General features: G+C 43.1%; 16 protein-coding genes. 6 read left to right on the forward strand and 10 right to left on the reverse strand.

Going from position 1 to position 25,096, the window contains the following annotated elements; translation table 11 throughout:
- Positions 1 to 105: 105 nt before the first annotated feature.
- The 8 genes from lpdA to F597_RS0116895 form a co-directional block, all read right to left on the reverse strand.
- Positions 106 to 1,461 (reverse strand): dihydrolipoyl dehydrogenase, encoded by a 1,356-nt coding sequence (gene lpdA / locus F597_RS0116860; RefSeq protein ID WP_026327571.1) that lies wholly within the window; start codon positions 1,459 to 1,461, stop codon positions 106 to 108.
- 183 nt (positions 1,462 to 1,644) lie between these two features.
- Positions 1,645 to 2,991, reverse strand: coding sequence for a dihydrolipoamide acetyltransferase family protein (locus F597_RS0116865; RefSeq protein WP_019540931.1), 1,347 nt, complete (start codon positions 2,989 to 2,991; stop codon positions 1,645 to 1,647).
- A 369-nt stretch (positions 2,992 to 3,360) separates the two neighbouring features.
- Positions 3,361 to 5,271, reverse strand: coding sequence for a GxGYxYP domain-containing protein (locus F597_RS0116870; protein ID WP_019540932.1), 1,911 nt, complete (start codon positions 5,269 to 5,271; stop codon positions 3,361 to 3,363).
- A gap of 34 nt (positions 5,272 to 5,305) precedes the next feature.
- Positions 5,306 to 7,540, reverse strand: coding sequence for a GH92 family glycosyl hydrolase (locus tag F597_RS0116875; RefSeq protein ID WP_026327572.1), 2,235 nt, complete (start codon positions 7,538 to 7,540; stop codon positions 5,306 to 5,308).
- A gap of 191 nt (positions 7,541 to 7,731) precedes the next feature.
- On the reverse strand, positions 7,732 to 8,898 hold the full coding sequence (locus F597_RS21100; protein ID WP_019540934.1) for a mannitol dehydrogenase family protein: 1,167 nt from the start codon (positions 8,896 to 8,898) through the stop codon (positions 7,732 to 7,734).
- A 5-nt stretch (positions 8,899 to 8,903) separates the two neighbouring features.
- Positions 8,904 to 10,124: a carbohydrate kinase family protein gene (locus tag F597_RS0116885; RefSeq protein ID WP_019540935.1), complete on the reverse strand. Its 1,221-nt coding sequence runs from the start codon at positions 10,122 to 10,124 to the stop codon at positions 8,904 to 8,906.
- Complete coding sequence (locus tag F597_RS0116890; protein ID WP_019540936.1) at positions 10,124 to 10,801, reverse strand: D-lyxose/D-mannose family sugar isomerase; 678 nt, start codon at positions 10,799 to 10,801, stop codon at positions 10,124 to 10,126. Before F597_RS0116890 ends, F597_RS0116885 begins: the two co-directional genes overlap by 1 nt.
- A 202-nt stretch (positions 10,802 to 11,003) precedes the next feature.
- Entirely contained in the window at positions 11,004 to 12,002 is a 999-nt protein-coding gene (locus F597_RS0116895; protein ID WP_026327574.1) for a LacI family DNA-binding transcriptional regulator, read from the reverse strand.
- Between the two features lie 302 nt (positions 12,003 to 12,304).
- Here F597_RS0116895 and rhaB point away from each other — a divergent pair, with 302 nt between their 5' ends.
- From rhaB to F597_RS0116925, 6 genes are all read left to right on the forward strand, one after another.
- A complete protein-coding gene (gene rhaB, locus F597_RS0116900; RefSeq protein WP_026327575.1) occupies positions 12,305 to 13,771 on the forward strand; it encodes a rhamnulokinase in 1,467 nt (488 codons plus the stop codon).
- Between the two features lie 105 nt (positions 13,772 to 13,876).
- Positions 13,877 to 15,142 (forward strand): L-rhamnose isomerase, encoded by a 1,266-nt coding sequence (locus F597_RS0116905; RefSeq protein WP_026327576.1) that lies wholly within the window; start codon positions 13,877 to 13,879, stop codon positions 15,140 to 15,142.
- Positions 15,143 to 15,145: 3 nt separating this feature from the next.
- A complete protein-coding gene (gene rhaT / locus F597_RS0116910) occupies positions 15,146 to 16,174 on the forward strand; it encodes an L-rhamnose/proton symporter RhaT (RefSeq protein WP_019540940.1) in 1,029 nt (342 codons plus the stop codon).
- Between the two features lie 218 nt (positions 16,175 to 16,392).
- Positions 16,393 to 17,301: an AraC family transcriptional regulator gene (locus F597_RS0116915; RefSeq protein WP_019540941.1), complete on the forward strand. Its 909-nt coding sequence runs from the start codon at positions 16,393 to 16,395 to the stop codon at positions 17,299 to 17,301.
- Positions 17,302 to 17,313: 12 nt separating this feature from the next.
- Positions 17,314 to 19,593: an alpha-L-rhamnosidase-related protein gene (locus F597_RS0116920; protein WP_044060426.1), complete on the forward strand. Its 2,280-nt coding sequence runs from the start codon at positions 17,314 to 17,316 to the stop codon at positions 19,591 to 19,593.
- A gap of 136 nt (positions 19,594 to 19,729) precedes the next feature.
- Positions 19,730 to 21,499: an alpha-L-rhamnosidase-related protein gene (locus F597_RS0116925; protein WP_026327578.1), complete on the forward strand. Its 1,770-nt coding sequence runs from the start codon at positions 19,730 to 19,732 to the stop codon at positions 21,497 to 21,499.
- 150 nt (positions 21,500 to 21,649) lie between these two features.
- Here the strand turns inward: F597_RS0116925 and F597_RS0116930 are convergent, their stop codons facing one another.
- A complete protein-coding gene (locus F597_RS0116930; RefSeq protein ID WP_019540944.1) occupies positions 21,650 to 23,323 on the reverse strand; it encodes a hypothetical protein in 1,674 nt (557 codons plus the stop codon).
- A 138-nt stretch (positions 23,324 to 23,461) separates the two neighbouring features.
- Complete coding sequence (locus F597_RS0116935) at positions 23,462 to 25,087, reverse strand: RagB/SusD family nutrient uptake outer membrane protein (protein WP_019540945.1); 1,626 nt, start codon at positions 25,085 to 25,087, stop codon at positions 23,462 to 23,464.
- Positions 25,088 to 25,096 lie beyond the last annotated feature (9 nt).

Consider the following 25,096-nt stretch of genomic DNA (forward strand, 5'->3'; position numbering starts at 1 on the left):
TCAAGAAGTATAGAAAAGAGAAAATTTAGAAGTTTTAGTTCTTAATTCTAAGTTCTAAGTTCTAAGTTCTCAGTTCCAAGTTGTAAGTTCTAATACTCCTTTCCACTATAAAAAGACGGTTTCTTTAATAATCTCACTCACGGTAGGATGCGGAAAGACCACTTCTTGCATCTCTTTCAGCGTCATTTCCTGTTCAATAGCGATACAGGCTCCGTAAATGATTTCGCTGACGGGATTACCCAGCATGTGTACGCCGATCACCTCGCCATGCTTTTCACCGACCAGCACTTTGCACAGTCCGCTTCCGCCCTCGTTTTCAGCGACAAAACGTCCGGCATAAGCCATGGGTAACTTGGCTACCTTATAGGCAATATTTTTTGCCTTGGCCGATTCTTCGGTCTCTCCTACTCCGGCCACTTCGGGATTGGTATAGACCACACCCGGAATGGCATTATAACGCATGATATCGCTTCTGCCGGTGAGGTTATTCACCACCACCTCTCCTTCACGACTTGCCGTATGAGCCAGCAACGAAAAACCGGTTACATCGCCAGCAGCAAAAACACCGGGGACATTGGTACGCATCTTTTCATCCACCTTGATACCGCCACGCAATAACTCTACTCCCAGGTTTTCCAACCCGAATCCTTGCGTAACGGGACGACGACCAACACTCAGTAATATCTTTTCACCTTCTATTGTTTCCGTTTTTCCGTCTTTCTCAAACACGACCTTGTGACCATCTACCTGTGTCACCTTTGCGTTCAGATGGAACGTAATTCCTTTCTTTGTATAGATTTCCCGAAGCATGGCAGAAATCTCCACATCGAGTCCTCCAAGAATTTCCGGAAGCATTTCCACTACAGCAACCCGGGTTCCCAGACTGTTGTAGAAACTGGCAAACTCCATACCAATCACCCCTCCGCCAATAACAACAAGAGATTCGGGCCGTTCGGTCAGCTCAAGTATCTCGCGGTTGGTAACGATGATTTCTCCCGCTTCCTGCAGCCCTGGTATTGGAGGCACGGATGCTTCCGATCCTGTACAGATAAGGAGATTTTTTCCTATATATTTTTCACCATTACTGGTTATCTCAATCCCCTCCGATGAGCGTCCGTTGATAACGGCTTCTCCCTTTATCACCGTCACTTTGTTGGATTTCATCTTGCTTTCTACACCAAGTACGAGTTTACGTACCACTTTCTTTTTACGGGAGACCATTTTTCCATAATCAAAACGGATATTATCTCCAAAAACACCATAGAGATCCCCGTGCAAAGCGTTTTCATAAGTCTTGGCACTATAAAGCAGTGTTTTGGTGGGAATACAACCTTCATTCAGACATACCCCACCCATCGCTTTTTTCTCAAACAGTATCACATTCAACCCTTTATGTCCGGCCCGTTCCGCCGCAACATACCCGGCAGGGCCTCCACCGATAATCAGTAAATCGTACATAATATTTTCTTTAGAGCCAAGAACCAGGAATCAAGAGCCAGGATTATAAAGGCTATATTCAGACCGGTTACCGGCATAATTTATTATTTAAAACATTTCTAAAACCATTTACCATATATAACAACCAAGCACCCAACAATTCATTAAAACTTTGTATCTTTTGTCTTGAATCTTGGCTCTTGGTTCTTATATTTCAAATTCCAGATTTTCTATTTCTATGGCAATCTGCTTCAGGAAGCGTGTAGCTTCTCCTCCGTCTAATGAACGATGATCGTAAGTAAGACTCAGTCCGATAAAAGGAACAAAAGCATATACATCGTCACCAATATCTTTTGGACGCAGTACGATGGTATTCACACCCAGGATAGCCGATTGAGGCAGGTTAATGACCGGCGTGAACATCTCCACGCCATAATTTCCCAGGTTCGAAACGGTAAACGAACCCGCTTCCGGAGAAAGTATATCGGGATTCACGCTTCCGTTCCTGCAAGCAGCAGCAATTTCCTTGAACTGTCGGGCCAAACCGGTAATGGACAGATCATCAGCATTACGTATGACCGGCACCATCAATCCTCTTTCGGTGTCTACCGCCAATCCAAGATGTATTTTACTAAAATAGCGGATACTGTCACCCAGAAAATGGGTATTTACATTGGGAAACTTCTTCAGCGCCCTGATGACTGAGAAGCAGACCATATCGTTCAATGTGATATTGATGTCAAGGCTTCCCTCTTCAAGCATTGCTTTTGCTTTTTTTCTAAGCACTAATATTCTTCTGGCATCCGCACCCAAATGGTGGGTTAACTGCGCCGAATTTTGCAGGGAAGCGTGCATAGAACGGGCGATGATCTTGCGCATATTGGATATCTTCCGTTCTTCGTAATCCTTTCCGTAAACACTGTTCACAGGAACGGACAGATCGGAAGCCCGGGCCGTACCTGCAAGCCCCGTTCCGGACGACTGCGGCAGCATACCTTGTTCCGCAGCCAGTTTTTTTGCCAGCGGTGTCATCTTCGGTCGATCATGCAAGACCGCCTGTATATCCTTTTCTATAATACGTCCCTTAGGACCGCTCCCTGAAAGGCCGGAAGTATCCACAGCGTTTTTCTCTGCCAATTTTCTGGCACGCGGGGAAACAGGACTTCTTCCCGATTGTACGGTAAAGGGGGTAGAACTCTCTTTTTGTTCTTGTTTTTCACTTGTTAAAGAGTCTGCAGGTCGGGATTCCATAGACACGCCTTTATTCCCCTCAGCCGGAGATTCACGCCCGACCAACAATGAAGAAATATCTTCTCCAGGTTCTCCGATCACCATCATATTTTCCAATACGGGCACTTCATCGCCTTCGCTGTAAAAACATTCGAGTACGACTCCCCCCGCAGGGGCTTCTTCTTCAAACGAAGCCTTATCCGTCTCATAAGAAAATAGTATATCTCCTTTTTGCACGGTATCACCTTTTTTCTTTTTCAGTTCGGTAATGATACAACTTTCCACTGATTGCCCCTGTTTGGGCATGATTACTACAACTGCCATTTACGCATGATTTAAGTATGCAAATATAATGAAAGCCGAGGGATAAGTCAAGCTTGCTTGAAGCTTATCCGAGGCGTATCTTATATTCTACAAATATACATAATTTTGACTACCGTCAACTGTGCTGAACTATGCTGACACAAAGATATCATTATCTATGGTAGAATCCAAAGATAAATGCCATTAAATTAATAGACAATATTTTCGGATATTTAAAGATCATTCTATTCATTACATTTAATTGAGCCACACAGAAAGCATCGGCAAATATACAGAATTTGCTTTCGCTGTCGATTCAATAATTGATCTTTCATATATTCTTTTTGATACAATACTTTATTTTAAAAACAAAATTCATCAGATAAATAATTATTCCATTTCTATTTTGCCGGTGGCTGCAGCCGGATTCTGACGGAGCCAGATCCGGTACAACTCAAAAAATGTCGGAGCATCCAGCAGTTCAATATCAGGGTCTGCCGAATGCAGTTCATCCATAAATTCAACATACCAGGTAGGTGTCTTAAGAATATTCCTGAACCAATGAAAAGGTACCGGTCTTACTCTTACCCTGTCTAACATATGCTGGACAGCAATTTTGGGATCATCGGCAATAATATCATAATCAGATCGTAATACAGGCATATCGCCATGTAACAGAGTCAAAGGCACTTTTTGCGGTACAATGCCGTCAGGACTGAATGAGGCATAACAATCAAGTCCTTCCTTAGAAAGACCCGGGGCGGTTCCGTCGATGATAAAACCGGTGATTGTTAAATCCCAGCGCTCGTAGTAAGGTTTACAATGATTTGCCCAGCTATCTAATCCCGATTTAAAACCAGATTCTCTAGGTTCCTGTAACATTCCCGGCATAAGATAACCCGCGCCGTTGTCGGCAGCTACAAAATAGTCATTGTGTGTCGCACTTTCCCGGTAATAATCCAGCGCCATCGGCACCCTGTTTTCCAGCACCGGGCTAATCGCCCACATCATAGGCACTTTCCCCCTGTTTTCGTCATCCCAAATGGAGGGCGTACGTTGAACCACCCATGAAGAGGCATCATAATCTCCCACATAAAATATAAAAAAGTTCCTTCCCTTGAAATCGACCTTTCCATCTTCATCTAAATATCCTCTTTGTTTCAACTCTTCCAGGGACACTCTTCGTTGAGGATATCTTTCCTTCAACGGGAAATGAGTCCAGAAGGAAGCATTTGCCAAGGCTCCGTACCCAATGGCATCGGCATCCTTAAACGCATTATAGGCTCCGATCAATTTAGAAAATTCCCATTCGGTGGCTACATCTTCATGTATTCCCCCCGCGTGCTGCGTATATTTAAAAGCCCATGACGGGAAACCACCTATATAGCACATCTTTTCACCCTTATTGATCCTGTAGGCCTCACTCAAGAACTCTTTCAGCGTATTCAGGTCGGTACCCGTTACCTGCGTTTCATCATCAGTGGCCGGCTCATCACCCCAGGGAGATAAATCGAAGAAAAAAGCTTTCTTACTCACGAAGAAATCATGATTGGTAAGGGTATGATGGTTTACCACCGTAGCCGTTGGTTTTTCCCGCCATTTCTGGTCGATATAATAAGCACCAAACTCACCTGAACAGCGGTTAGTCTTCATATAATTCTCGATAAACCATATATAAGGATCATTTTTTAAGGATCCGGTCGACATCCGATCCGTCCCGGGTATAATGCCGGTGCCTGTAAAAAGGGGTGTACCGTTTTCTTTGATCAGCCTTGCTATCACTTTCAGTTTAGGCCCATTGAGTACTATACGTGAATACAGGCTGTTAGGATCAGTATCATAACGAACAGCTATCAGATTTTCAATTCCCGCCACAGCTGAAGCCACGTTACTGGTCGATGCAATGGATGAATCATATAACACGACACCATTGATATCTTTTCTATATGCCTCTATCAATTGTATAATATCCTGATATACCACAGTATCTTTTTCATGCAGCCATCTTCCGGGCTCCCGGTATTTATCCCACCAATAGCTGTCTATATCTATACCGTGGGTAACAATATAATGTATAAATAGGCACGGACCTTTTCTGTTTACAATTCCCTGTAAAGTGGCGACAGCATGGATATCATCCCATAAACTCCCGACTTGCTGTGTATCATTCAAATCATAAGAGAGGGTATATCTCAAATCATACACTCCGATAACATTCTGTTCTTTACAAGAAATCAGAATACATAGAATAACGGGGAGCAGAACTAACGCTGCAGCCAGATAACCTATTGTTTTTTTCATTTAAACAATTCATTTATCACTCATTAAACAATATTTAAAACCCCTGCATGTCTGCGGCCGATGGAGGAGGTGATTCCAATCCCCAGTCTTTATTCGGACGATCTCCCATGATCAGTTCCAATGTACCGCCATTGACTAAGTCCTCATGCATGAACCAGGTACGATTCAACGGTTGACCGTTCAGTGTAGCCGATTGTATATATTTATTACTCCCCGAAGCATTTTCGGCCTTCACAGTGAAAACCTTCCCATTATCCAGTTTGATGCTCGATTTTGTAAAGATAGGGCTGCCAATCGTATAAACCGGGATGCCGGGGGATACCGGATAGAACCCTAATTGCGAGAAGACCACAAACGCGGTCATACCGCCGCCGTCTTCATCACCGGGGATACCCATCAGGTCGTTACGGAACCAGCTTTCAAGCAGCATACGTATACGTTTCTGCGTTTTCCATGGCTGACCGGCATAATTATAGAGGTAAGGAATATGAAAACTGGGCTCGTTTCCCATTACAAACTGGCCGACATTCCCTGTAGCATCGGGATGGATGGCATAATACTGCCATTTGGGTAATTTCAAATCCTCCACAAACAATTGATCCAACTTTTCAATAAAAGGCTGATTGCCTCCGAACAGGTCAATCAGGTCGGCAATATTGTGGTGTACATCCCAGATATATGTCCAGGCATTGTTTTCATCATAGTAGGCCCTGGCACCAATCCCTCCGGAAAATATATAATCGAATGGCTGTATGAATTTACCCTCCTTATCTTTCGGGTGAAAGAAACCCGTTTCTTTATTGAACAGATGGCGGTAGTTGAATGCACGGTTCAGGAAGAACCGGTAATCATCCTCTTTCTCCAGCGATTTTGCCATCTGTGCAATGCTCCAGTCATCATATGAAGCCGCCTGAGTTACTGCCACTGCATTTCGTTTTTCAAAATCACTGACAACAGGTACGGTCTCCTTTTCATCAGGATAAAGCGCAGGGAACCATCCATACTCATGATAGAAATCATCCAGTTCTGTTTTTGGAGCGCGTGCCCAGGGGATCATAGTTTCGGTCAGCACAGTATTCTTCATCCCCTCGAAAGCCTTTTCCACATCAAATTGAATACCCTTGGCCAGTGCGTCGGCAAACATCACGGCGGCATGGTTGCCGTTCATACAATGTGCATCACCGAATACACAGGGAAATGTAGGCATCCATTTCTCTGCGGAATGTTCATACATCCGGATATAGGAAGCCAGCTTTTCTTCCTGCGCCCTTGGATTCAGGATCGTTTGCAACGGATGCAGTGCCAGATAATTATCCCAGATCCAATCGTCTGTCCAGAACGGAATACCTTCATCATCGTGCACTTTCCCATCGAAACCGTTGTAATACTTCCCGTCTTCCGATATATTGATCATACGTTCGTGTGCGCGGTACAGTGAGGTATAAAAGACTGTTTTCTGGTCTTCGGTAGCACCTTCCACCTCTATTTTCCCCAAAGTTCTGTTCCATTGCGCACGGGCAGCCTTTGCCAGTGCATCGATATCATAACCGGGAACCTCTTTTTCCATATTCCGACGTGCCTGTTCTTCGCTGATATATGAGATACCGTATCGTATGCGCACTTCTTTCACGTTCTTATCGAATGCGGCATAACAGGCTTTCCGGCTTTCCGTATCCCGGTTGCCTGTCTCCACAGGCTCCTGGTCGAACTCAAGATAAAAATAGTGCTTTGTTCCATGATACATTTCATATCCGTGCATAGTATTACCCTGGGCATGTAATTCTCCGTTTCCGACCGTACGTAGCATAACATATCGGGGAGCCTCTTCCTCAAAAGTCAGGGCGAATACCGCTCCACGGGCAGCCGGTGCAAAACGGGCCGTGATGCCATGATCGTCCAGATATACCGAATAGTGATAGGGTGTGGACTCTTCATGGTCGTAACGATAATTCAGGTTGGGCGTCAGCCCATCCGGTTCGCCGCAGTAGGGCATCAGGTACAACACATCACCCTGACGGTGCGAAGGTACATTCAGCGGCAATCCTTCCATACGGTCGGTGACAAATTCCCTATGAGCAGGGATCATACGCAACATACTGTTAGGCAGGTGCGTCACCGGGAATGTGGGAACCAAAAGAATACTGATATTGCCGATACGGTTATTCACGTAATCGACCGGCTCTTTTTTCCGGCTGGAAGTGGTTGTCATCTTCCCGCAACTATTCAATATTATTCCAAACAGGACTACGAATAAAATTATTTTCTTCATTTCAATTAAATTTTAGAACCAAGACTATAGAAATTCAAAATTCAAGATTCAAGATTTTTCAAACTAAATAATTTACTGATTATTAATACATTAAACCTACGCCATCTTCTTGACTTCTTTATTAATTAGTACATTAATCAACACTACTTCCCGATAAATCGGGACAAGTTATTCCGACTTGTCGGGATCATTTAGTTTTTCCTTCCCACCTTCCCACTTTCCCACCTTATCTTACACACATTCTCCAATATATACCGGGGACCTCTTACTGCCTCCTCAAAGAACAATCTGTCCGAAGGGAAGTAATTACCGTTTTCATCTTTAGCCCTGAAAGATATTCCTGCGATAATTGCATTCAGGATCAGGTGATAAGGTTTTCCCAGCCGGACAGCAGCATGGACAGGAGCAGCCAATCGGTCTTCCGGGCCCAGTTTCCGGTACAGGTCACACCCCACACGAAACAGGGTATCTTTTAAACTTTTATTTCTGAATCGACATATCAGGTCATCTATATGTTCTTTCAGCTGGGTCAGGGTAAACTCTTCCGGATATAATGACCGTAGGATTTCAGCAGATTGCAGCATTGTTTGCCTCACGGTATCAAGAAGTTCTTGATCTTCGAGTACTTCACAGATATAAACAGCATCCGGATATTTTTTAAACCCAAGATAAGCCGTCGCAGCATGCCCTAAATTGTGGATAAAAAGTTTGCGGTCGACCCAGGCTTTGATATTCTCTTTGGGCGCCAGAAAAGGAATATCGGGAATTGGGTTTTTAAATCCGTTTTTTGCAACGATCAAAGAGTTATAAGATTCGGCAAATACCTGTAACGGATCCTCCTCGATATCCTTTTGTGTCATGATAGGCACCATCTTTCCAATGCTCGTTTCCACTAATCCCACCAATTTTTCCAATGGATAATCCGGCGGCAACTGTTTTTCCAATTCTTTCCGGATAAGCCTATCCGCGTTTCTTATATTCTCTGCTATAATTATATCCAGGGGTACATCTCCATATTTTTCCCGTCGGATAACTAATGATCTGGCCAGCAGAGGAATCACTGTGCCTACTCCCTGTTGTCCCACGGAAAGGGACATAATTTTTGTATTATTCAACTCGGACATAAGTTGTTCCTCTTCATCAAGGTATATACCTTTTATATTACGAATGATCAGCAACTCATCCTCTTCTCCGTTTTTGATGACTATCCGGTATTGTTTCTGTTGATTTATCAGATCGACCAATTGCTTATTGATATCCACAAAAACGACTTCATACCCTGACAAATTGAATACCTGCCCTATAAAAGAGCGCCCAATCTTCCCGGCTCCAAAAATAACAATTTTTCTCTCATTCATTGAGTTTATCTGTAGTCTGGTATGAACGGTCGATTTGTCTTCTGAAGTTGATAATCCCTGTAATAAGGTTCTATTAGTTCCCGTTTCTGTCCCGGATATTCTTCATAAAATGTTCCTCCATGATAGAAACAGGCATATCCGCCCGATACCGTAGCCCACGCAATTACTTCATCTATATTTACCCTTTCTTTATGAGGATCCATCATTTGCTCGGCAATAGAAGCAATTGCTCCCCCCGCAAAATTGTCTCCGCATCCTGTGGTATCACCTACCCGTTCAGGATAAAGGACAATCTCATTTCTCACCCTTTCTGAAACCAGCTTGCAACCCTCTGCCCTGCCGAACAATTTACTGTTACAGAAATAGTAAAGCGGGTTTGCTCCATGTGTGACAATCACTGCACCTACACCTGTTCTTTTGAAGAAAGAGAGGGCTTCTGCAATAGTTGCTTGTCCGCTCAATCGTAGGGCTTCCTCCATATCTGCAATCAACAAATCGATATAACGATAGGTCTCCACAGTAGATCCTAACGGCCAGGCTTTTCCTGGGTTACTCCTTTCGTTGAGAAAATCGTAAACAGTATTGACTACGGTAACAGATTTTTTAGCTTTGGCTTTTTTAAGTAATTCCAAGAGCGACCGGTGAATATGAGGGACTAGAGCAGTCCCTCCGAAAATGACCATGTCACTTTCGAAGAACGCTTCATCCATATCTTCAGGGTAAAGATCCCATGCGGCTCCGATATTGTTGATAAAGATACGTTCTCCCAACCCCTGGTCATAACCGGGATCCGAAAGTACGTCGGTAAAGGCTGTATATTGATCGGACACCTTGTATTTTCCAGTCTTCAATGGTGTTTTCTGTAATCGTTCATCAATAAACAGCGCATCTTTGTCGCGCCCTTTACTACCGTAAAAGTAAACTTCCGCCACAGTACCGTCCAGCATCTGAGCGGCATGAATCAACGAAACAATGGATGGTCCTCCGATATTCAATGTTAGCGGAGAGTTGCCCGCTGTGAGCAGCTCCCTCACTTCCATATAATCTCTACCGGAGAATGCTTCAAACTCGTCTCTGAAAACAAGCTTTCCGGGAGATAATCCTCCATCGCCCGGTCTCACGGATATATAACGGCTGAAAGTCTCTCCACTGAAGTTTATAGGAGTAAACAAATAATCTACCAAAGCACATCCTACTCCGGATATTTTAAAGTGTTTTTTCACCATCAGCCCAGAAATTTTTTATAATCAGACACCAACAGATGTAACGGTTCCACATCTTCTTCTACAGACGGGAATCGCCCTACCGACTCGTAGAAGCAGTTGTCTGTAGAATCATCATTTACCATACTGACTTCACCCACCAGGACCTTACCTCTCCCTTCTTCTCCGTAAAAACGATGGTACACACCTTGTTCCAACGTAATACTCTCGCCCGGGGCCAGTATTACCTTACCGCCTGCCGGAACAACCACACTCACACCATCTTTCTTGCATCGTACATCGGTCACGTCAAACCCATTATCAGGGGTAGAGTTGTATAATTCAATGACTAAATTGCCTCCGCCCCTGTTAATAATATCTTCCATCTTATACCAATGATAATGCATGGGGGTCTCCTGATTTTCCCCAACAATCATTATTTTCTCGGCATAAGGTTTTCTATCCACATTGAGTTTGCCATTACGTAAAGTGAATAAGAATAATCCTCTTTTATAAAAATCTCCGGAACCAAAATCAGTGATATCCCAACCAAGCATATTCTCCATCACTTCAGCAGCACTCTTTTTATTTTTTCCCCAGTCTGACAGGCTCCAATACGCCCATGGAGGCAATGAAAACTTCCATTCTCCCATAAATGCTTTTGCGTCCGAAATAATCCGATTGATCTCGCTACGTTTCATCCTTTTTTATTTTTTAATATTAGACAATTGACACTTATTTCTCTTTTCTTACAATCCTCATACCGTAAATAATAACATGCCTAAAGCTCCGACCGACCTAATAAGTAAGAGAGAACTGTAAGATATCTGATCCCTCACATTGCTAAACCGGTTAACTTATTTATTATAAAAATTCTCCTATCAATAAATCAGTAAAATTCAATCAGATTGAATATTCAATCTCGGCTTCGAAGACGCACTCTTTTATTTCGTCTATTCCGCTCATCTGTTCCATAAGAATATCCACTGCTTTTTCCCCCATTTTCCTTATAGGTTGCTTAATGTAGGTAATAGGCATATTGGTAATAGAAAAAGAATCGATTTCGTCAAAACACACCACTTCCATCTCTTCGGGGATCTTTATGCCTTCCCTGTGCATATATTTTACCCCGGTAATAAATACCCTCCTGGAACAAAAAAATATTGCATCAACTTTGTCGGGATTATTTTTCAGGTCGATAATGGCTCTTTTTATCTCTTCTTCCTGGTTCTCATAATTGATATTCTTTATCAATGCAGGGTCTAATAAACCATGACGGTCCAGTGCATCGATGTAGCCCTGCCGCCTGTCTGTCAATGCATTCAGATTAATATCATAACAAACAACTGCAATCCTTTGCAAACCTTTTCTGATCAAAACTTCAATTACATCACGGGATACTTTATAATTATCAATAATGATGTAGTTGGCCTTAATATCCGGATAATAACGATCTACCTGCACCACTGGAAGATTTCTTTTCATGATTTTAAGGAGGACTTCCTGCCCTTCATCTACCGGAACCAGTATAATACCGTCCACCTGCTTGTTCAATAATGTGGTAACCGCATCGTAAAACTCCTCCGGGCTTTCGTTTGTGTTTGAAGTAATCACCGTATAGCCGTATTTCTTCGCCTGTTCCTGTATATGGAAGGTAAGGTTTCCAAAAAATTCATTTGAGATATCCGTAATAACAACTCCAATAGACATGCTCTTTCCTGTACTGAGGCTACGGGCAATTTCATTCGGCTGATAGTTCATCTCAGCAGCCATTTGTTTAACCTTCCTGCACGTCTCCTCACTCACACGACTGCCTTTAGCCTTACCGCTCAATACAAGAGAGACTGTTCCTTTAGAAAGTCCCAACTTGTCTGCTATATCTTGCATGGATACTCGTTTCATATTTGCTAAACCGGTTGACTAAATCTATATAAAATAACTTTCCTTTGCAAACATAATATAATTCTTTTTCAGAAAACGCCGATTTTATTATTTTTTATTTATTTTATACTTTATAACCGAGGATGCAAAAAATCTACAATAATTCCCCAAAATAAACCTGTCACCAAAAAGATCCAAATCATTATCAAAAAACACAGTCATAAAATCATTTATTTCATTGCATATATTCAATTTATCCTGTAAGTTTGCAGACAATCTTAAAAAAAATTGAATTTAACCTCATCATGAGTGTAGATAATTTAATGTCATTCTTAGCAATCGATTTGGGCGCCAGCAGCGGAAGGGCAATGCTGGGAACTATACAAAATGATCAACTGGAGTTAAAGGAAATCAGTCGTTTCCCTAATCCTATAATCGAAGTGAACAATCGTTTATATTGGGATCTCTTCTATTTGTATAATCAGATTATAACATCACTACGGGAAGTCAAATCTCACAGGCTGCACGTCACATCCCTGGGTATTGATACATGGGGGGTAGACTTTGTCTGTTTCGGAAAGGATCGGGAACCATTGCGTATGCCTTACAGTTACAGGGATTCCCGGACATTCGATGCACCGGAGCGTTTTTTCTCCAAAATTCCGAAAGAAGAGGTATATCGAAAAACGGGAATTCAGATCATGAACTTTAACACTCTTTTCCAACTTGACACTCTCCTGCATGAAAATTCATCGATCTATCCTGTCATCAACAAGATACTGTTTATGCCGGATGCTCTATCCTATCTGCTGACGGGGACGGCGGTGACAGAATACACCATTTCCTCCACTTCACAAATGCTCGATGCTTATACACAAAATTTCGACAGTTCGCTTCTTCAAGCACTGCAACTGGATGGCAATCACTTCGGAATGCTGGTATATCCGGGACATAAGATAGGCAATATATCCCCATCTGTACAGCGCCTGACCGGCATACAGGATCTATCCGTCATAGCCGTTGCAGGTCACGACACGGCTTCGGCCGTTTTGGCTACGCCTGCGAAAGATGAAAACTTCGCATATCTGAGTTCAGGAACATGGTCATTAATGGGCATCGAATCGGAAACGCCTGTAATCAATGACGAAACCTTTCGACTTAACTTTACCAACGAAGGAGGTGCCGACGGATCTATACGCCTGCTGAAAAATATCTGTGGAATGTGGCTGATTGAACAATGCAAAAAAGAATGGGAGAGCTATCAACCGGTTACTTATGAAGATATAGTAGCCGCTGCAAAACAGTCAGTCCCTTTCAAATGTTTTATCAATCCCGATTCACCATGCTTTGCTGCCCCGGGATCCATGACTACGGCTATTCAGTCTTATTGTAAAGAAACAAATCAATATATCCCTCAAACAATGGGAGAATTAGCCCGTTGTATTTACGAAAGTCTTGCTTTTCGATACAAGCAGGTATTGGCTGATCTTCAACAACTTGCCACATTCCCTATCAATATCCTGCATATTATCGGCGGGGGATCCCAAAACAAATTGCTCAATACCTTTACGGCCAACGCTATCGGCAAGCCGGTCGTTGCGGGCCCGTCAGAAGCTACGGCAATGGGAAATATTTTATTACAGGCAAAAGCTGCCGGTATAGTCAATGACAAACAAGAAATCCGTCAAATCGTGAGAAACTCCATTGATCTCGATACATTCGAGCCAGAAGATACTGCTCTATGGGAGAGCCACTACAGTGATTACCTGAATATTTACAGGAATATATAGCATAATCAATGTGATGATGTGATGATTTAATAATGAAAAATAACAATAAAAGTAAATAACAATCTTGATTCTTGGTTCTTGAATCTTGAATTTAAATTTAAAGGTATGAAGGAAGAACAACTTAAAAAAGCGTATGAAGACGCAAAGGTACAATACGCATCGCTGGGAGTGGATGTTGACCAGGCTATTGAGAAACTGAACAATCTCTCTATATCCATTCACTGCTGGCAGGCAGACGATGTGTCGGGATTTGAAAATCCTGACGGAGAGTTGACAGGTGGCATCCAGGCTACCGGTAACTATCCCGGAAAAGCCAGGACCATAGAGGAACTACGGAGTGATTTCGAGAAAGTGCTCACGCTGATCCCCGGAACACACAGGATAAGCTTGCATGCCATCTATGGCGATTTTGGCGGTGAATTCGTCGATCGTGATCAGATCGAACCAAAACATTTTCAATCATGGATCGACTGGGCGAAGAAAGTCGGCGTAAAACTCGATTTCAACTGTACCCTTTTCTCGCATCCCAAAGGTGAGAGCGGATATATGATCTCTCATTTTGATCCTGAGATCAGGGAGTTCTGGAAAGAGCACCTGCGCCGTTGTCGTCGTATCGCAGCTGAAATCGGACGGCAGCAAGGCGATCCCTGTATTCACAATATCTGGTTTCCCGACGGAGAAAAGGACAAAACCGTTTCACGCTTTGCCCACAGACAACTGATGAAAGAGGCACTCGACGATGTTTTCACCGAAAAGATCAGTACAGATTACCTGAAAGATTGTGTGGAATGTAAATTGTTTGGTATCGGAAGCGAAAGTTATGTAGTGGGATCGCATGAATTTTATATGGGTTATGCGGTAAAAAACAATATGATGCTGACACTGGATGCCGGGCACTTCCATCCGACCGAATCAATAGCCGATAAAATCTCTTCGATGCTCCTTTTTGTTCCTGAACTTAATCTGCATGTAAGTCGTCCGGAACGTTGGGATAGTGATCACGTAGTGATCTTAAGCGACGAGTTATTGGCTTTAACTCAGGAGATTGTTCGTTCCGGTCATGCCGATCGTGTACATGTCGGGCTCGATTATTTTGATGCATCTATCAATCGCCTGGGAGCTTATATAGTGGGAATCCGCGCTACACAGAAAGCGATGTTGCAAGCGCTGCTCGAGCCGACCCGACAATTAAGGGAATTTGAACTGCAGGATAAAAATTTCCAACGGCTGGCTTATCTGGAAGAATTGAAATCAATGCCCTGGAACGCGGTATATAATTACTATTGCCAGCAGCAGAACGTACCTGTGGGCGATGCTTATGTACAGGATGTCCAGGAGTATGAAGATCAGGTAACCTCTAAACGAGTCTAAACAATGAATACAATTCTGGGTTTAATTATTATTGCTGTGGGAAGTATGGGCCAATCAAGCTCATACGTCCCCATCAATAAGATAAAAGAGTGGTCATGGGAAAACTTCTGGCTGATGCAGGGAATTTTCGCATGGCTGCTCTTTCCTCTTCTGGGGGCATTCATGGCCAGTACGCCATCGGAATTGATCGCAATATATACTACCAATGCAGCTGCCTCATGGAAAGCTATTGGATACGGGGTACTTTGGGGAGTCGGGGGATTGACTTTCGGATTGAGTATGCGTTTTCTGGGTATCGCACTCGGACAATCAGTGGCGCTGGGAACCTGTGCTGCTTTCGGGACACTTATCCCCGCAATGCTTACCGGTACGGATCTTTTTTCTCCGAAAGGATTGGTTTTGTTGGTGGCTGTTGCCGTTACACTGGCAGGCATTGCATTAGTAGGGTATGCCGGTAGCCTCCGTTCAAAAAATATGTCCGAAGAGGAGAGGAAAAAAGCGATCAAAGATTTTGCCCTGAAAAAGGGACTTCTTATCGCGTTGTTTGCAGGTGTAATGAGTGCCTGTTTCAGTCTGGGATTAAGCGCCGGGATACCGGTAAAAGAAGCGGCCATTGCTGCCGGAGCAAAGGAGTTGTTTGCACAGAATCCGGTCACACTATTGGTCACCCTTGGCGGATTTGTCACCAATCTCGTTTATTGTCTCTATATGAACCGGAAAAATAAAACGAGCAGTGAAATAAAACACTCCTCAAAAGCCGTTTTGGTAAATAATCTTCTGTTTTGTGCACTGGCAGGGCTTCTCTGGTATTCTCAATTTTTCGGGTTGGGTATGGGACAAAGTTTTTTTGAACCCGGCAGTGTGATGATGGCTTTTTCATGGAGCATACTGATGTCTCTAAACGTGGTTTTCAGCAACGTATGGGGCATTATCCTCAAAGAGTGGAAAGGTGCAGGAAAAAAGGCCGTCATTTTCCTGGTTATCGGGATGGTAGTTTTGATATTTTCTTTGGTAATACCCAATCTGTTTTAATCCTATCAGTTCTATGAATCATGTACTGACCTGACAATATTTGCAATATGCCGCAATAAGTTGATGGTGCGGCGGGAATTGAAGCAAAGCGAAAATCGCTGACTTCTATTGAAAGTCTCAACAGGGAGCAATAAAATTCGGTTTATATATGTAAATCGACGATACAGACAACGACCATTTTCAATGAAAATGAATTTGCAAATCTAAACAGACAAAACATGAGATTTAACGACTTAGGAATCGATTTTAAATACCTGTTAGTAAACGAAAAAGATAAAAAATTCGGGTTAACGGTCAACACTGTTGGTTTTCAGCCCATAGCACCTAATACGGTGTACCCGTCCACAGAACATCCCAAAAGTTACTACTTCACCCCAAATAACGGACGTATTTTATCGGAATATCAAATCGTTTATATCAGTAAAGGAAAAGGAATTTTTTCTTCCGATTCCACAAAAAGGACAAATATTACCAAAGGACAGGTTATTTTTCTTTTTCCCGGCCAATGGCATACCTACTGCCCACTCAAAGAAATAGGATGGAATGAATATTACATCGGCTTTGAAGGAAAGATCATTGATGATATCGTAGCAAACGGGTTCATATCTCCGGAGAATCAGATTCTCAGTGTAGGGGTGAACGAAGATCTCGTAAACCTGTTTTCTACAGCCATTAAAGTGGCTAAAGAAGATAAAACGGCTGCACAGCAGAATCTGGCAGGAATTGCATTTAATATCCTGGGTACGATTTTATCGCTGGCACAAAACAGGAACTTCGAGTCTAAAGAATCCGCTCAGAAAATTGAACGGGCAAAAGTTATCATGATTGAAAATATCCATAAAAATATCGATATCAAAGGGATTGCTACCAACCTGGGGATCAGCTACTCTTTATTCAGGAAAGCATTTAAGGAGTACACCGGTTATGCCCCGGCACAGTATTTTCAGGAATTAAAATTAAGAAAGGCCAAGGAGTTATTGGCTGAAACCAATTATTCTATAAAGGAGATTTCCTACGAATTGAATTTCAGTTCCTATGAGTACTTTTTATCCTTCTTTAAAAAGAGAGTCGGGGTTACCCCTATGGAATACAGAAATTCAGGACGTATAAAACAAAACAGCAACTAATTTCAGTCATTCATGCATATCAGAAAAATAATATTACCCACGATCTTATATTTATTCTTGTCCATTACTGCCAACGCACAGGAGCAATCCGTTCCATACGAATTAACAGTGAATCTGTTATCACAGACCGAACAGGTATATATAAACGGCTATCCTGTAACAACACCGATAGATAAAGTGGTTTCTCAAAGAGAGAATTTCCAGTTTACTGAAATAAGTACCCGCAAACCATTTTTCGGATGGGTAGTACCTTCCCGGGAAAAAAACACCCTGCAAACAGCCTATCGGTTATTAGTCGCTTCAGAGAGGGATTTTCTGTTGAAAGATTCTGCTGATCTGTGGGATTCCGGAAAAGTGGAAGGGAATTGTTCTGTCAATATTCTGTATAACGGCAAACAACTTGAACCGGGAAAAGTCTATTTCTGGAAAGTAAAAACATGGGATCATCGTGGAGAAGAATCAGGTTTTTCCGGAATTTCGGCTTTTAAAACAGCTCAAAATCTAGCCGATTACGCAACAGACCGGTATCCGATTCAGAAACAAGACGAATATCCGGTAAAAATAAACCGGATCGATGAGATGCGTTATTTTGCCGACTTCGGTAAAGCATCTTTCGGCAGAGTAAGGGTGAATCTATATTCCGACACCGGAACCGATAGTGTAACCATCCATTTGGGAGAAACAGAAAAAAACGGAGAGGTTAACCGATCTCCGGAAGCTTCCATTCGTTACTCCCAATACAAAATAAGACTTGATAAAGGCTGGAAAACCTATGTGGTCGCCATTCGTCCCGATAAAAGAAATACCGGGCCACAGGCTGTACTGATGCCGGAATATATCGGAGAAGTGACCCCATTCCGCTACTGCGAAATAGAAAATTATAAACATCCGCTAGAGGAAAAAGACCTGATACGGGAGACGGCTTTTTATCCGTTCAACGATTTCGACTCTCACTTCCACAGTGCCGACACAATACTCAACCAGGTTTGGGATATCAGTAAATACTCAATAAAGGCAACATCCTTCCTTGGTATTTATATTGACGGGGACCGGGAAAGAATTCCTTACGAAGCAGATGCACTGATCAACCAACTATCGCACTACGGCGTAGCCCGTGATTACAGCATGGCACGCTACACGCATGAATACCTGATACGGAAGCCGACCTGGCCAACCGAGTGGCATCTGCAATCCGTTCTCATAGCATGGGAAGATTATATGTACACCGGTAATAAACTCTCGTTGGCACACTTTTATGAAGACCTTCAGGCAAAAACCCTGATAGCGCTCTCCGATGAAAGAGGTTTTATCAGTACCCGTACAGGCAAGGTAACACCGGAAGTACTTCAATCTATCCATTTCAACGGGCAGATACGGGATATTGTCGATTGGCCGCATACCGGTATTCTCGGATTGGAAAAGGAGGAAAGCGGTGAGACCGACGGATTTGTCTTCACCGATATCAACACGGTAGTCAATGCTTTCCATTACAGAACCCTGGTATTGATGGCGCAAATTGCAGAAACGTTAGGAAAGACAGATGATCAGAAATTCTATAACGAACGTGCTGCCAAATTGAAACAATCTTTCAATAAGCACCTTTTCGATAAAAAAAGAGGTGTTTATATCGATGGCATTGGTACAGACCATGCATCCCTCCATGCCAATATGTTTCCACTCGCTTTCGGATTAGTCCCTGAAAACCGGATCAACAGTGTGTTGGAGTTTATCCGTTCCCGTGGAATGGCTTGTAGTGTATACGGTTCACAATTCCTGCTTGATGCCATTTATGATGCCCACGATGCCGGATATGGACTACAGCTGCTGACTTCTACCGGTGAAAGGAGCTGGTATAATATGATTCGTGTCGGTTCTACAATCACACTCGAAGCGTGGGACAACAAATATAAACCCAATCAGGACTGGAACCATGCCTGGGGCGCTGCACCTGCCAACCTGATCCCACGGAAACTGATGGGAATAGAACCATTGGAACCGGGTTTCCGGAAGATACGGATCAAGCCGCAGCCGGATTTGCTGAAATCGGCTGAAATCAAACATCCGACCATCCGGGGTGATATAACGGCAAGTTTTACCAATGATCCGGGTCAATCGTTCCGGCTTGAAGTCGATATTCCGGCCAACACTACTGCGGAAATACACCTTCCTTTCTATTCCGGAAGGCAGACCGTACACATCAATGGCCAACCGGTAAAATATAGAAGGAACGGAAACTTTTCAGTCATTGAGAATATTGGTTCAGGGAGATGGCAGTTTTCTGTAGAACGATAATTTTCCAGCCACTTGCAATAGTACGAATGATAGTGTGCTTCGCTCGATAATGTCTTCGGCGATAGTGTACTGTGCACGATAATTGATAATTCTAAGTTCCCAGTTCTAACTTCTAAGTTCTTAACTCACCAATCATATGAAAACTCGTTTATTCTTTATTCTTTTTCTCTTTCTTTTAGCGGGAAACGTTCCGGCTCAAAAATACTTGGCAGAAAGAACCTTTCAGGGACAACTGATCAAAGACGAAATTACAAGAGCATATCTTACCCCTGTAAAAATAGTCTGGCAATCGGATAATAAAAACGAACAGGTGAAGAACGCCGAAGTGCTGTTGACACAATTCGACGGACAACTCTCAACCAGCGGAGCAGGCATGTGTGTGCTCCGGTCGGACGACGAAGCACAGGCTTCGGTGTTACTGGATTTCGGAAAAGAACTGTACGGCGGAATAGAAATTGCAGCCGCGATAAGAGGCGAGAAAAAGCCGGTGCGAGTACGTATCCGTTTGGGAGAGTCGGTTTCGGAAGCCATGAGTGATTGTATTGACAACAGTGTTCCGGGCATGGGTTCAGCCACCAATGATCATTCTTTAAGAGATTACACACTGGAACTCCCCTGGTTAGGAACCGTAGAGGTGGGGAATTCCGGATTCCGGTTTGTACGAATAGATCTGTTGGATAAAGGTGTTGAACTGCCGCTACGATCAGTAAGAGCGATCTTCCGGTACAGGAATATCCCTTATCTGGGTTCATTCAAATGCGATAACGAACGACTGAACGAAATATGGGAAACGGGAGCCTATACCGTTCATCTGAATATGCAGGAATACCTATGGGACGGAATAAAAAGAGACCGGTTGGTATGGCTGGGAGACATCCATCCGGAAATCATGACGATAAACACCGTGTTCGGAGATCACGAAGTGGTGAAAAAAAGTCTCAATTTCGGAAGGAATACTACTCCCCTACCCGGATGGATGAACGGGATCTCCTCCTATTCATTGTGGTGGGTAATTGCACATCGCGATCTTTACCTGTATCATGGGGATTTGGATTATCTGAAAGAACAGCAGGACTATCTGTCGTCTTTGATCCGTCAGATCATTTCAAAAATAGGGCCGGACGGCAGGGAAAATCTCGATGGAGGGCGTTTTCTTGATTGGCCTACGGCCAGAGATTCCAACGTGATCCATGCCGGACTCCAGTCTTTAACGATGATGGCTTTGGAAGCAGGAAAGGATATTGCCGGATGGTTAAATGACAGGGAACTCAATAATGTATGTATAAAAGCATCTGAATCACTACATAAACACCTTCCATCCGATCATGGGAATAAACAGGCAGCCTCATTACTCACATTGGCAGGGATGTTGGCTCCCAATCAGGCTTCTCCGGTTATACTCAGAAACGGGGCCACTGATTTCGCAACCTTCTATGGCTATTACATGCTGGAAGCATTGGCGAAAGACGGTAAATACAGGGAAGCAATGAATATTATCACCGATTATTGGGGAGCAATGCTCGATTTGGGCGCCACCACCTTCTGGGAAAATTTCAATTATGAAGAACGATTGAATGCCTTACCGATCGATCAACTTCCTGACCCATCGAAGTTCGATATTCATGCCGACGGGGGCGATCACTGCTATATCGGCCTCAGGGCCAGTCTCTGTCACGGATGGGCATCCGGACCAACCGCCTGGTTAACGGCACACGTATTGGGGATCCAGGTGATCGAACCCGGATCAAAGGTAATCCGCATACGTCCGAACCTGGGAGATCTCACTTTTGCGGAAGGATCATTTCCTACACCTTACGGTGTCGTAACAGTAAAACATGTGAAACAAGCCGACGGAAAAATAAAAAGTGAGATTGATGCTCCGAAAGAAATAAAGATTATAAGATAATAAAGAGTCCCGCTTATCTATTTATATGGATCTGGCACAAAATCCGGGATATTAAGACAACAGAGGCTCTTTTATAGGGATCAACTCCTGTGATAGAGTTATAAGTTTATTGTAGGGACATCCTTGGTAGAATGTCCCTACAAATGTATTTTACTTACCTGCTCCCACTTTTCCGTTTATTACTAATTTATTGTTAACAGGTACTATTCTGAATACAAAATCGATATTCTCTCCTTTGACAATATCTCCCTTCTCACACAGAATTTCATAATTAAATCCCCTGAACTCAGAAGATATGGAAAACTGATCAAATTTCTTAAAAGGTAACCGGTCTGTTCTCTCTTGTGGAACTTTCAATTCTAACATCCAGTTAAAACCTTTTTCCTTTGGTTTGCATGAAATGTCTATTTTATCTTCATAGAAGACTATAATGAAGTTATTCCCATTCTGATCTTTCGATTCGACTTTCAATGTTGTTTTTGACGTTTCAGTGACTACCGGATCCGCCAGAACGACATTGCGTTTCTTTCCATTGTTATCTGATTCTACAATTCTAAGGCCTGTTAACTCATCGCGCGTACTCCAATGGAACCTGTCGATAACGGGGAGCGTATAATAGTAAAACTGTCCGCCTGTCCCGGGAGTATGCAAATATTCCGATTCAAAATCCTCATCGAACAGATGGATATCCCTGAAACAAAAACCATCTTTTTCCCAGAACAGATTAGCACGGTAATAACGGCTGTTATACCAAACCGATTTGTTTCCTTTGTTCCTGACATCAAACAAAGTAGTCACCGCCGTTGCCGGGGTTGTGGTAAATTGTTCTTTAAACCATTTACCTGAAGCCTCCAGCGTTTCCAACCGTATTTTCCCGGTTCTCCTCAATGAGTCTATAATCGGGAACTGCATTTTCAGTCCTTCTCCCATACCGTTCCAGGTAAAAGAATTTTCTTGTCCTGCCTGGGCATAGTTAAAAGCCAGGGAAGGTCCATCCACGATAGATTGAAAGAAATATTCCACCCATTTCCGGTTTTTTCCCGAATCATGGTATACGGGTTCTAACGATATTACACCCTGTCTGTCACTACCGACCCCATTGTCGTATTGATACATCGGATCACTTCCCAGCATACGGAAAACAGGTACGGGGATCTGCCCTTGTTCCGACTGCGCCGGCATATAAGCATTTTTACGGCTCGGGTAATAGGCCTGGTTCCAATAGCCTCCCCATAAAGTATATCCATCAGTTCCCACCTGGTCTTTACAGTTAGCCGAAGCAACAACTCCATATTTGTCATACATGTAAGCCAACGTATGGGAATCAATATACCATGAAGCCACTGATCTCGGATAATAGCCATATATCTCTTTGAATTCAGCCATATAAACATCCACCAGCTTCTCTCGTTCCTCAGGTGTATACCCAGTAGTGAAGGCTATATTGGCTGTGGATACCCAGGGATGTTCACCACGCCACTCTATCCCTGCCGCTTCTACATGAGGCCGGGTAATTTCCCACCAGGCTCCGATCTCGCATTTTGGATCAAGCTTGCTTTTCATCAGTTTCTGATATTCCGGATCGATCAGGGCATCATATTGAAATAAAAAGGTAGCCGGAAAATCATATTTATTGACCAACTCTATTTGTTTTTCAACTGCTTCAAATAAAAGTGAATCTGCATTTTCCAGACGATAGTCGGTTTTCCTGATGAAATTGACAATATTAATTATCCGTGGAGACCGCTCTTTTTCCTCTGCTGACTTACATGAAACACACGAAAGGATAAGAAAGCAGAAAATTACTGATTTTACACACTTCATAATTATTGGGGATTAAATTTGAAGCTGTCTCAAAATAGAAACAAGCTTCTGAGAATCGAATATTTATAATTGTTTTCTGACCGGGGTACAACTGAAAAGAGGGTGAAATCACATTGTGATACACCCTCAAATGATTGTTCAGTTATAATCAGGATTTTGCTTCAGCGTATTTTTACTTTTAAGAATTTCGGCCCGGGGGATCGGAAGCAGATAATGTTGGGGTAAAAATTTTCTCTCCAGCACTGTAATGGGATTATACTTAAACGTCCCGTCGCTATTTTTAATTACCTGTACTCCCATAGCATCGATATTTTCATAAGTTTCGGCAATAAGCCAGCGGCGCAGATCGAAATAACGATGATTTTCAAAAGACAACTCTATTCTGCGTTCATTATAAAGCCTTTCAAGCAGGTTATTCCCCGATTCGGTAACAGGAGGCATTTCCACTCCATTGCGGCTTCTCACGATGTTTATGGCGTCCCGGCATTCAGCCTCATTACCAAGATGATATTGCGCTTCGGCATAATTCAAATAAAATTCGGCCAACCTGAAAAATACCCACGGCTGCGTATTGGTTTCGCTTAACGGTTGACTTTCATCCATGAATTTATACAGGTAATATCCTGTCAGCGAAGTATTCCAACTGCCCACATCACCTTCCGAACTGTCTTTTCCTTTGGGGATAAATACTTCCACTTCGCGTCCGCGGTACATCGCTCCATTATACAAAACTGATGCATAGAAACGGGGATCCCGGCCTTCATACGGGTTTGCCGGATCATACCCTGATCCTTCTTCCTCCGGTTGCTTTCCGGTTGCTTTCATTTCATAATCATCGACCAGGTTTTGCAGAGGACAGTTACCTCCCCACCCGTCGTAACCATTAGGAGAGTTGAAGAGGTTCATTCTATGACCGTTTGCTTTGGTATATTCTCTTTTGAATATAACTTCTTTATTGTTGTTTTCCAAAAAGATGGCCCTGTAATCGTCAGAAAGTTCATATCCCGGCAGGTTAATTACCTCTAACGACGCATCACGGGCTTTTCCCCATTTAGTCTGGTCGTTACCGGAATTGTTCAGGGGACTGGCTGCATAAAGCAGCACCCTTGCCCGAAGCGCTTTGCATGCATCGGCGGAAGCGCGGCCGGAATTAACCCCTTCCATCTTGTCGGGCAACCTCTCTATAGCATCCTCCAGATCGGCCAATATAAAATCCACACATTGGTCGTACGTATTTCTGGGGACGGAATAATCACTCTCATTCAGATCATACGAACGTGTAATAATCGGAACTCCGCCAAAACGCCAGATCAGATTGGAATAGATGAATGCACGAATGAATTTCATCTCGCCGGTCAACCTGTCCTTGAGGTCTTCCGAAACATTGGCATCGTCTATCTTCTCGAAATAAGTATTGACGTTGCGCAGGTATTCGTAGGCCTTTTCCCAGTAATTAAAATTCGAAAACCGGCCGCTATCGAAAATCGTAATGTTATCCGGGGTCATTTCTCCCCTGGAGACGATAATAGAGCTTTCTTTCCCGTGCCGGGTATAAGTTTCATCGGTGGTAGAAGACATCATGGCTTCTTCGAAACCACTGGGATAGGCATTATAACAGGCATTTACATAAGCTGTCAACAACGCATCATCATTGAAAACATCTTCTTCCGTCATTTTATCGAGGGGTTTCCTGTCAAGAAAATCATCACAGGAGATAAACAGGAAAGAGAGTATTGATATACTGATATATATAATATTTTTCATACAAGTACA

Source organism: Proteiniphilum acetatigenes DSM 18083, from assembly GCF_000380985.1.
GTDB classification, from domain to species: domain Bacteria; phylum Bacteroidota; class Bacteroidia; order Bacteroidales; family Dysgonomonadaceae; genus Proteiniphilum; species Proteiniphilum acetatigenes.

Bases quoted from the DNA above. Each gene is read 5' to 3' on its own strand.
- F597_RS0116865 (WP_019540931.1), bottom strand. From the start codon at position 2,991: ATGGCAGTTGTAGTAATCATGCCCAAACAGGGGCAATCAGTGGAAAGT.
- F597_RS0116895 (WP_026327574.1), bottom strand. From the start codon at position 12,002: ATGAAACGAGTATCCATGCAAGATATAGCAGACAAGTTGGGACTTTCT.
- F597_RS21100 (WP_019540934.1), bottom strand. From the start codon at position 8,898: ATGAATGAGAGAAAAATTGTTATTTTTGGAGCCGGGAAGATTGGGCGC.
- F597_RS0116870 (WP_019540932.1), bottom strand. From the start codon at position 5,271: ATGAAAAAAACAATAGGTTATCTGGCTGCAGCGTTAGTTCTGCTCCCC.
- F597_RS0116915 (WP_019540941.1), top strand. From the start codon at position 16,393: ATGAGATTTAACGACTTAGGAATCGATTTTAAATACCTGTTAGTAAAC.
- F597_RS0116930 (WP_019540944.1), bottom strand. From the start codon at position 23,323: ATGAAGTGTGTAAAATCAGTAATTTTCTGCTTTCTTATCCTTTCGTGT.
- F597_RS0116935 (WP_019540945.1), bottom strand. From the start codon at position 25,087: ATGAAAAATATTATATATATCAGTATATCAATACTCTCTTTCCTGTTT.
- F597_RS0116905 (WP_026327576.1), top strand. From the start codon at position 13,877: ATGAAGGAAGAACAACTTAAAAAAGCGTATGAAGACGCAAAGGTACAA.
- F597_RS0116920 (WP_044060426.1), top strand. From the start codon at position 17,314: ATGCATATCAGAAAAATAATATTACCCACGATCTTATATTTATTCTTG.
- F597_RS0116890 (WP_019540936.1), bottom strand. From the start codon at position 10,801: ATGAAACGTAGCGAGATCAATCGGATTATTTCGGACGCAAAAGCATTT.
- F597_RS0116875 (WP_026327572.1), bottom strand. From the start codon at position 7,540: ATGAAGAAAATAATTTTATTCGTAGTCCTGTTTGGAATAATATTGAAT.
- rhaB (WP_026327575.1), top strand. From the start codon at position 12,305: ATGTCATTCTTAGCAATCGATTTGGGCGCCAGCAGCGGAAGGGCAATG.
- F597_RS0116925 (WP_026327578.1), top strand. From the start codon at position 19,730: ATGAAAACTCGTTTATTCTTTATTCTTTTTCTCTTTCTTTTAGCGGGA.
- F597_RS0116885 (WP_019540935.1), bottom strand. From the start codon at position 10,124: ATGGTGAAAAAACACTTTAAAATATCCGGAGTAGGATGTGCTTTGGTA.
- rhaT (WP_019540940.1), top strand. From the start codon at position 15,146: ATGAATACAATTCTGGGTTTAATTATTATTGCTGTGGGAAGTATGGGC.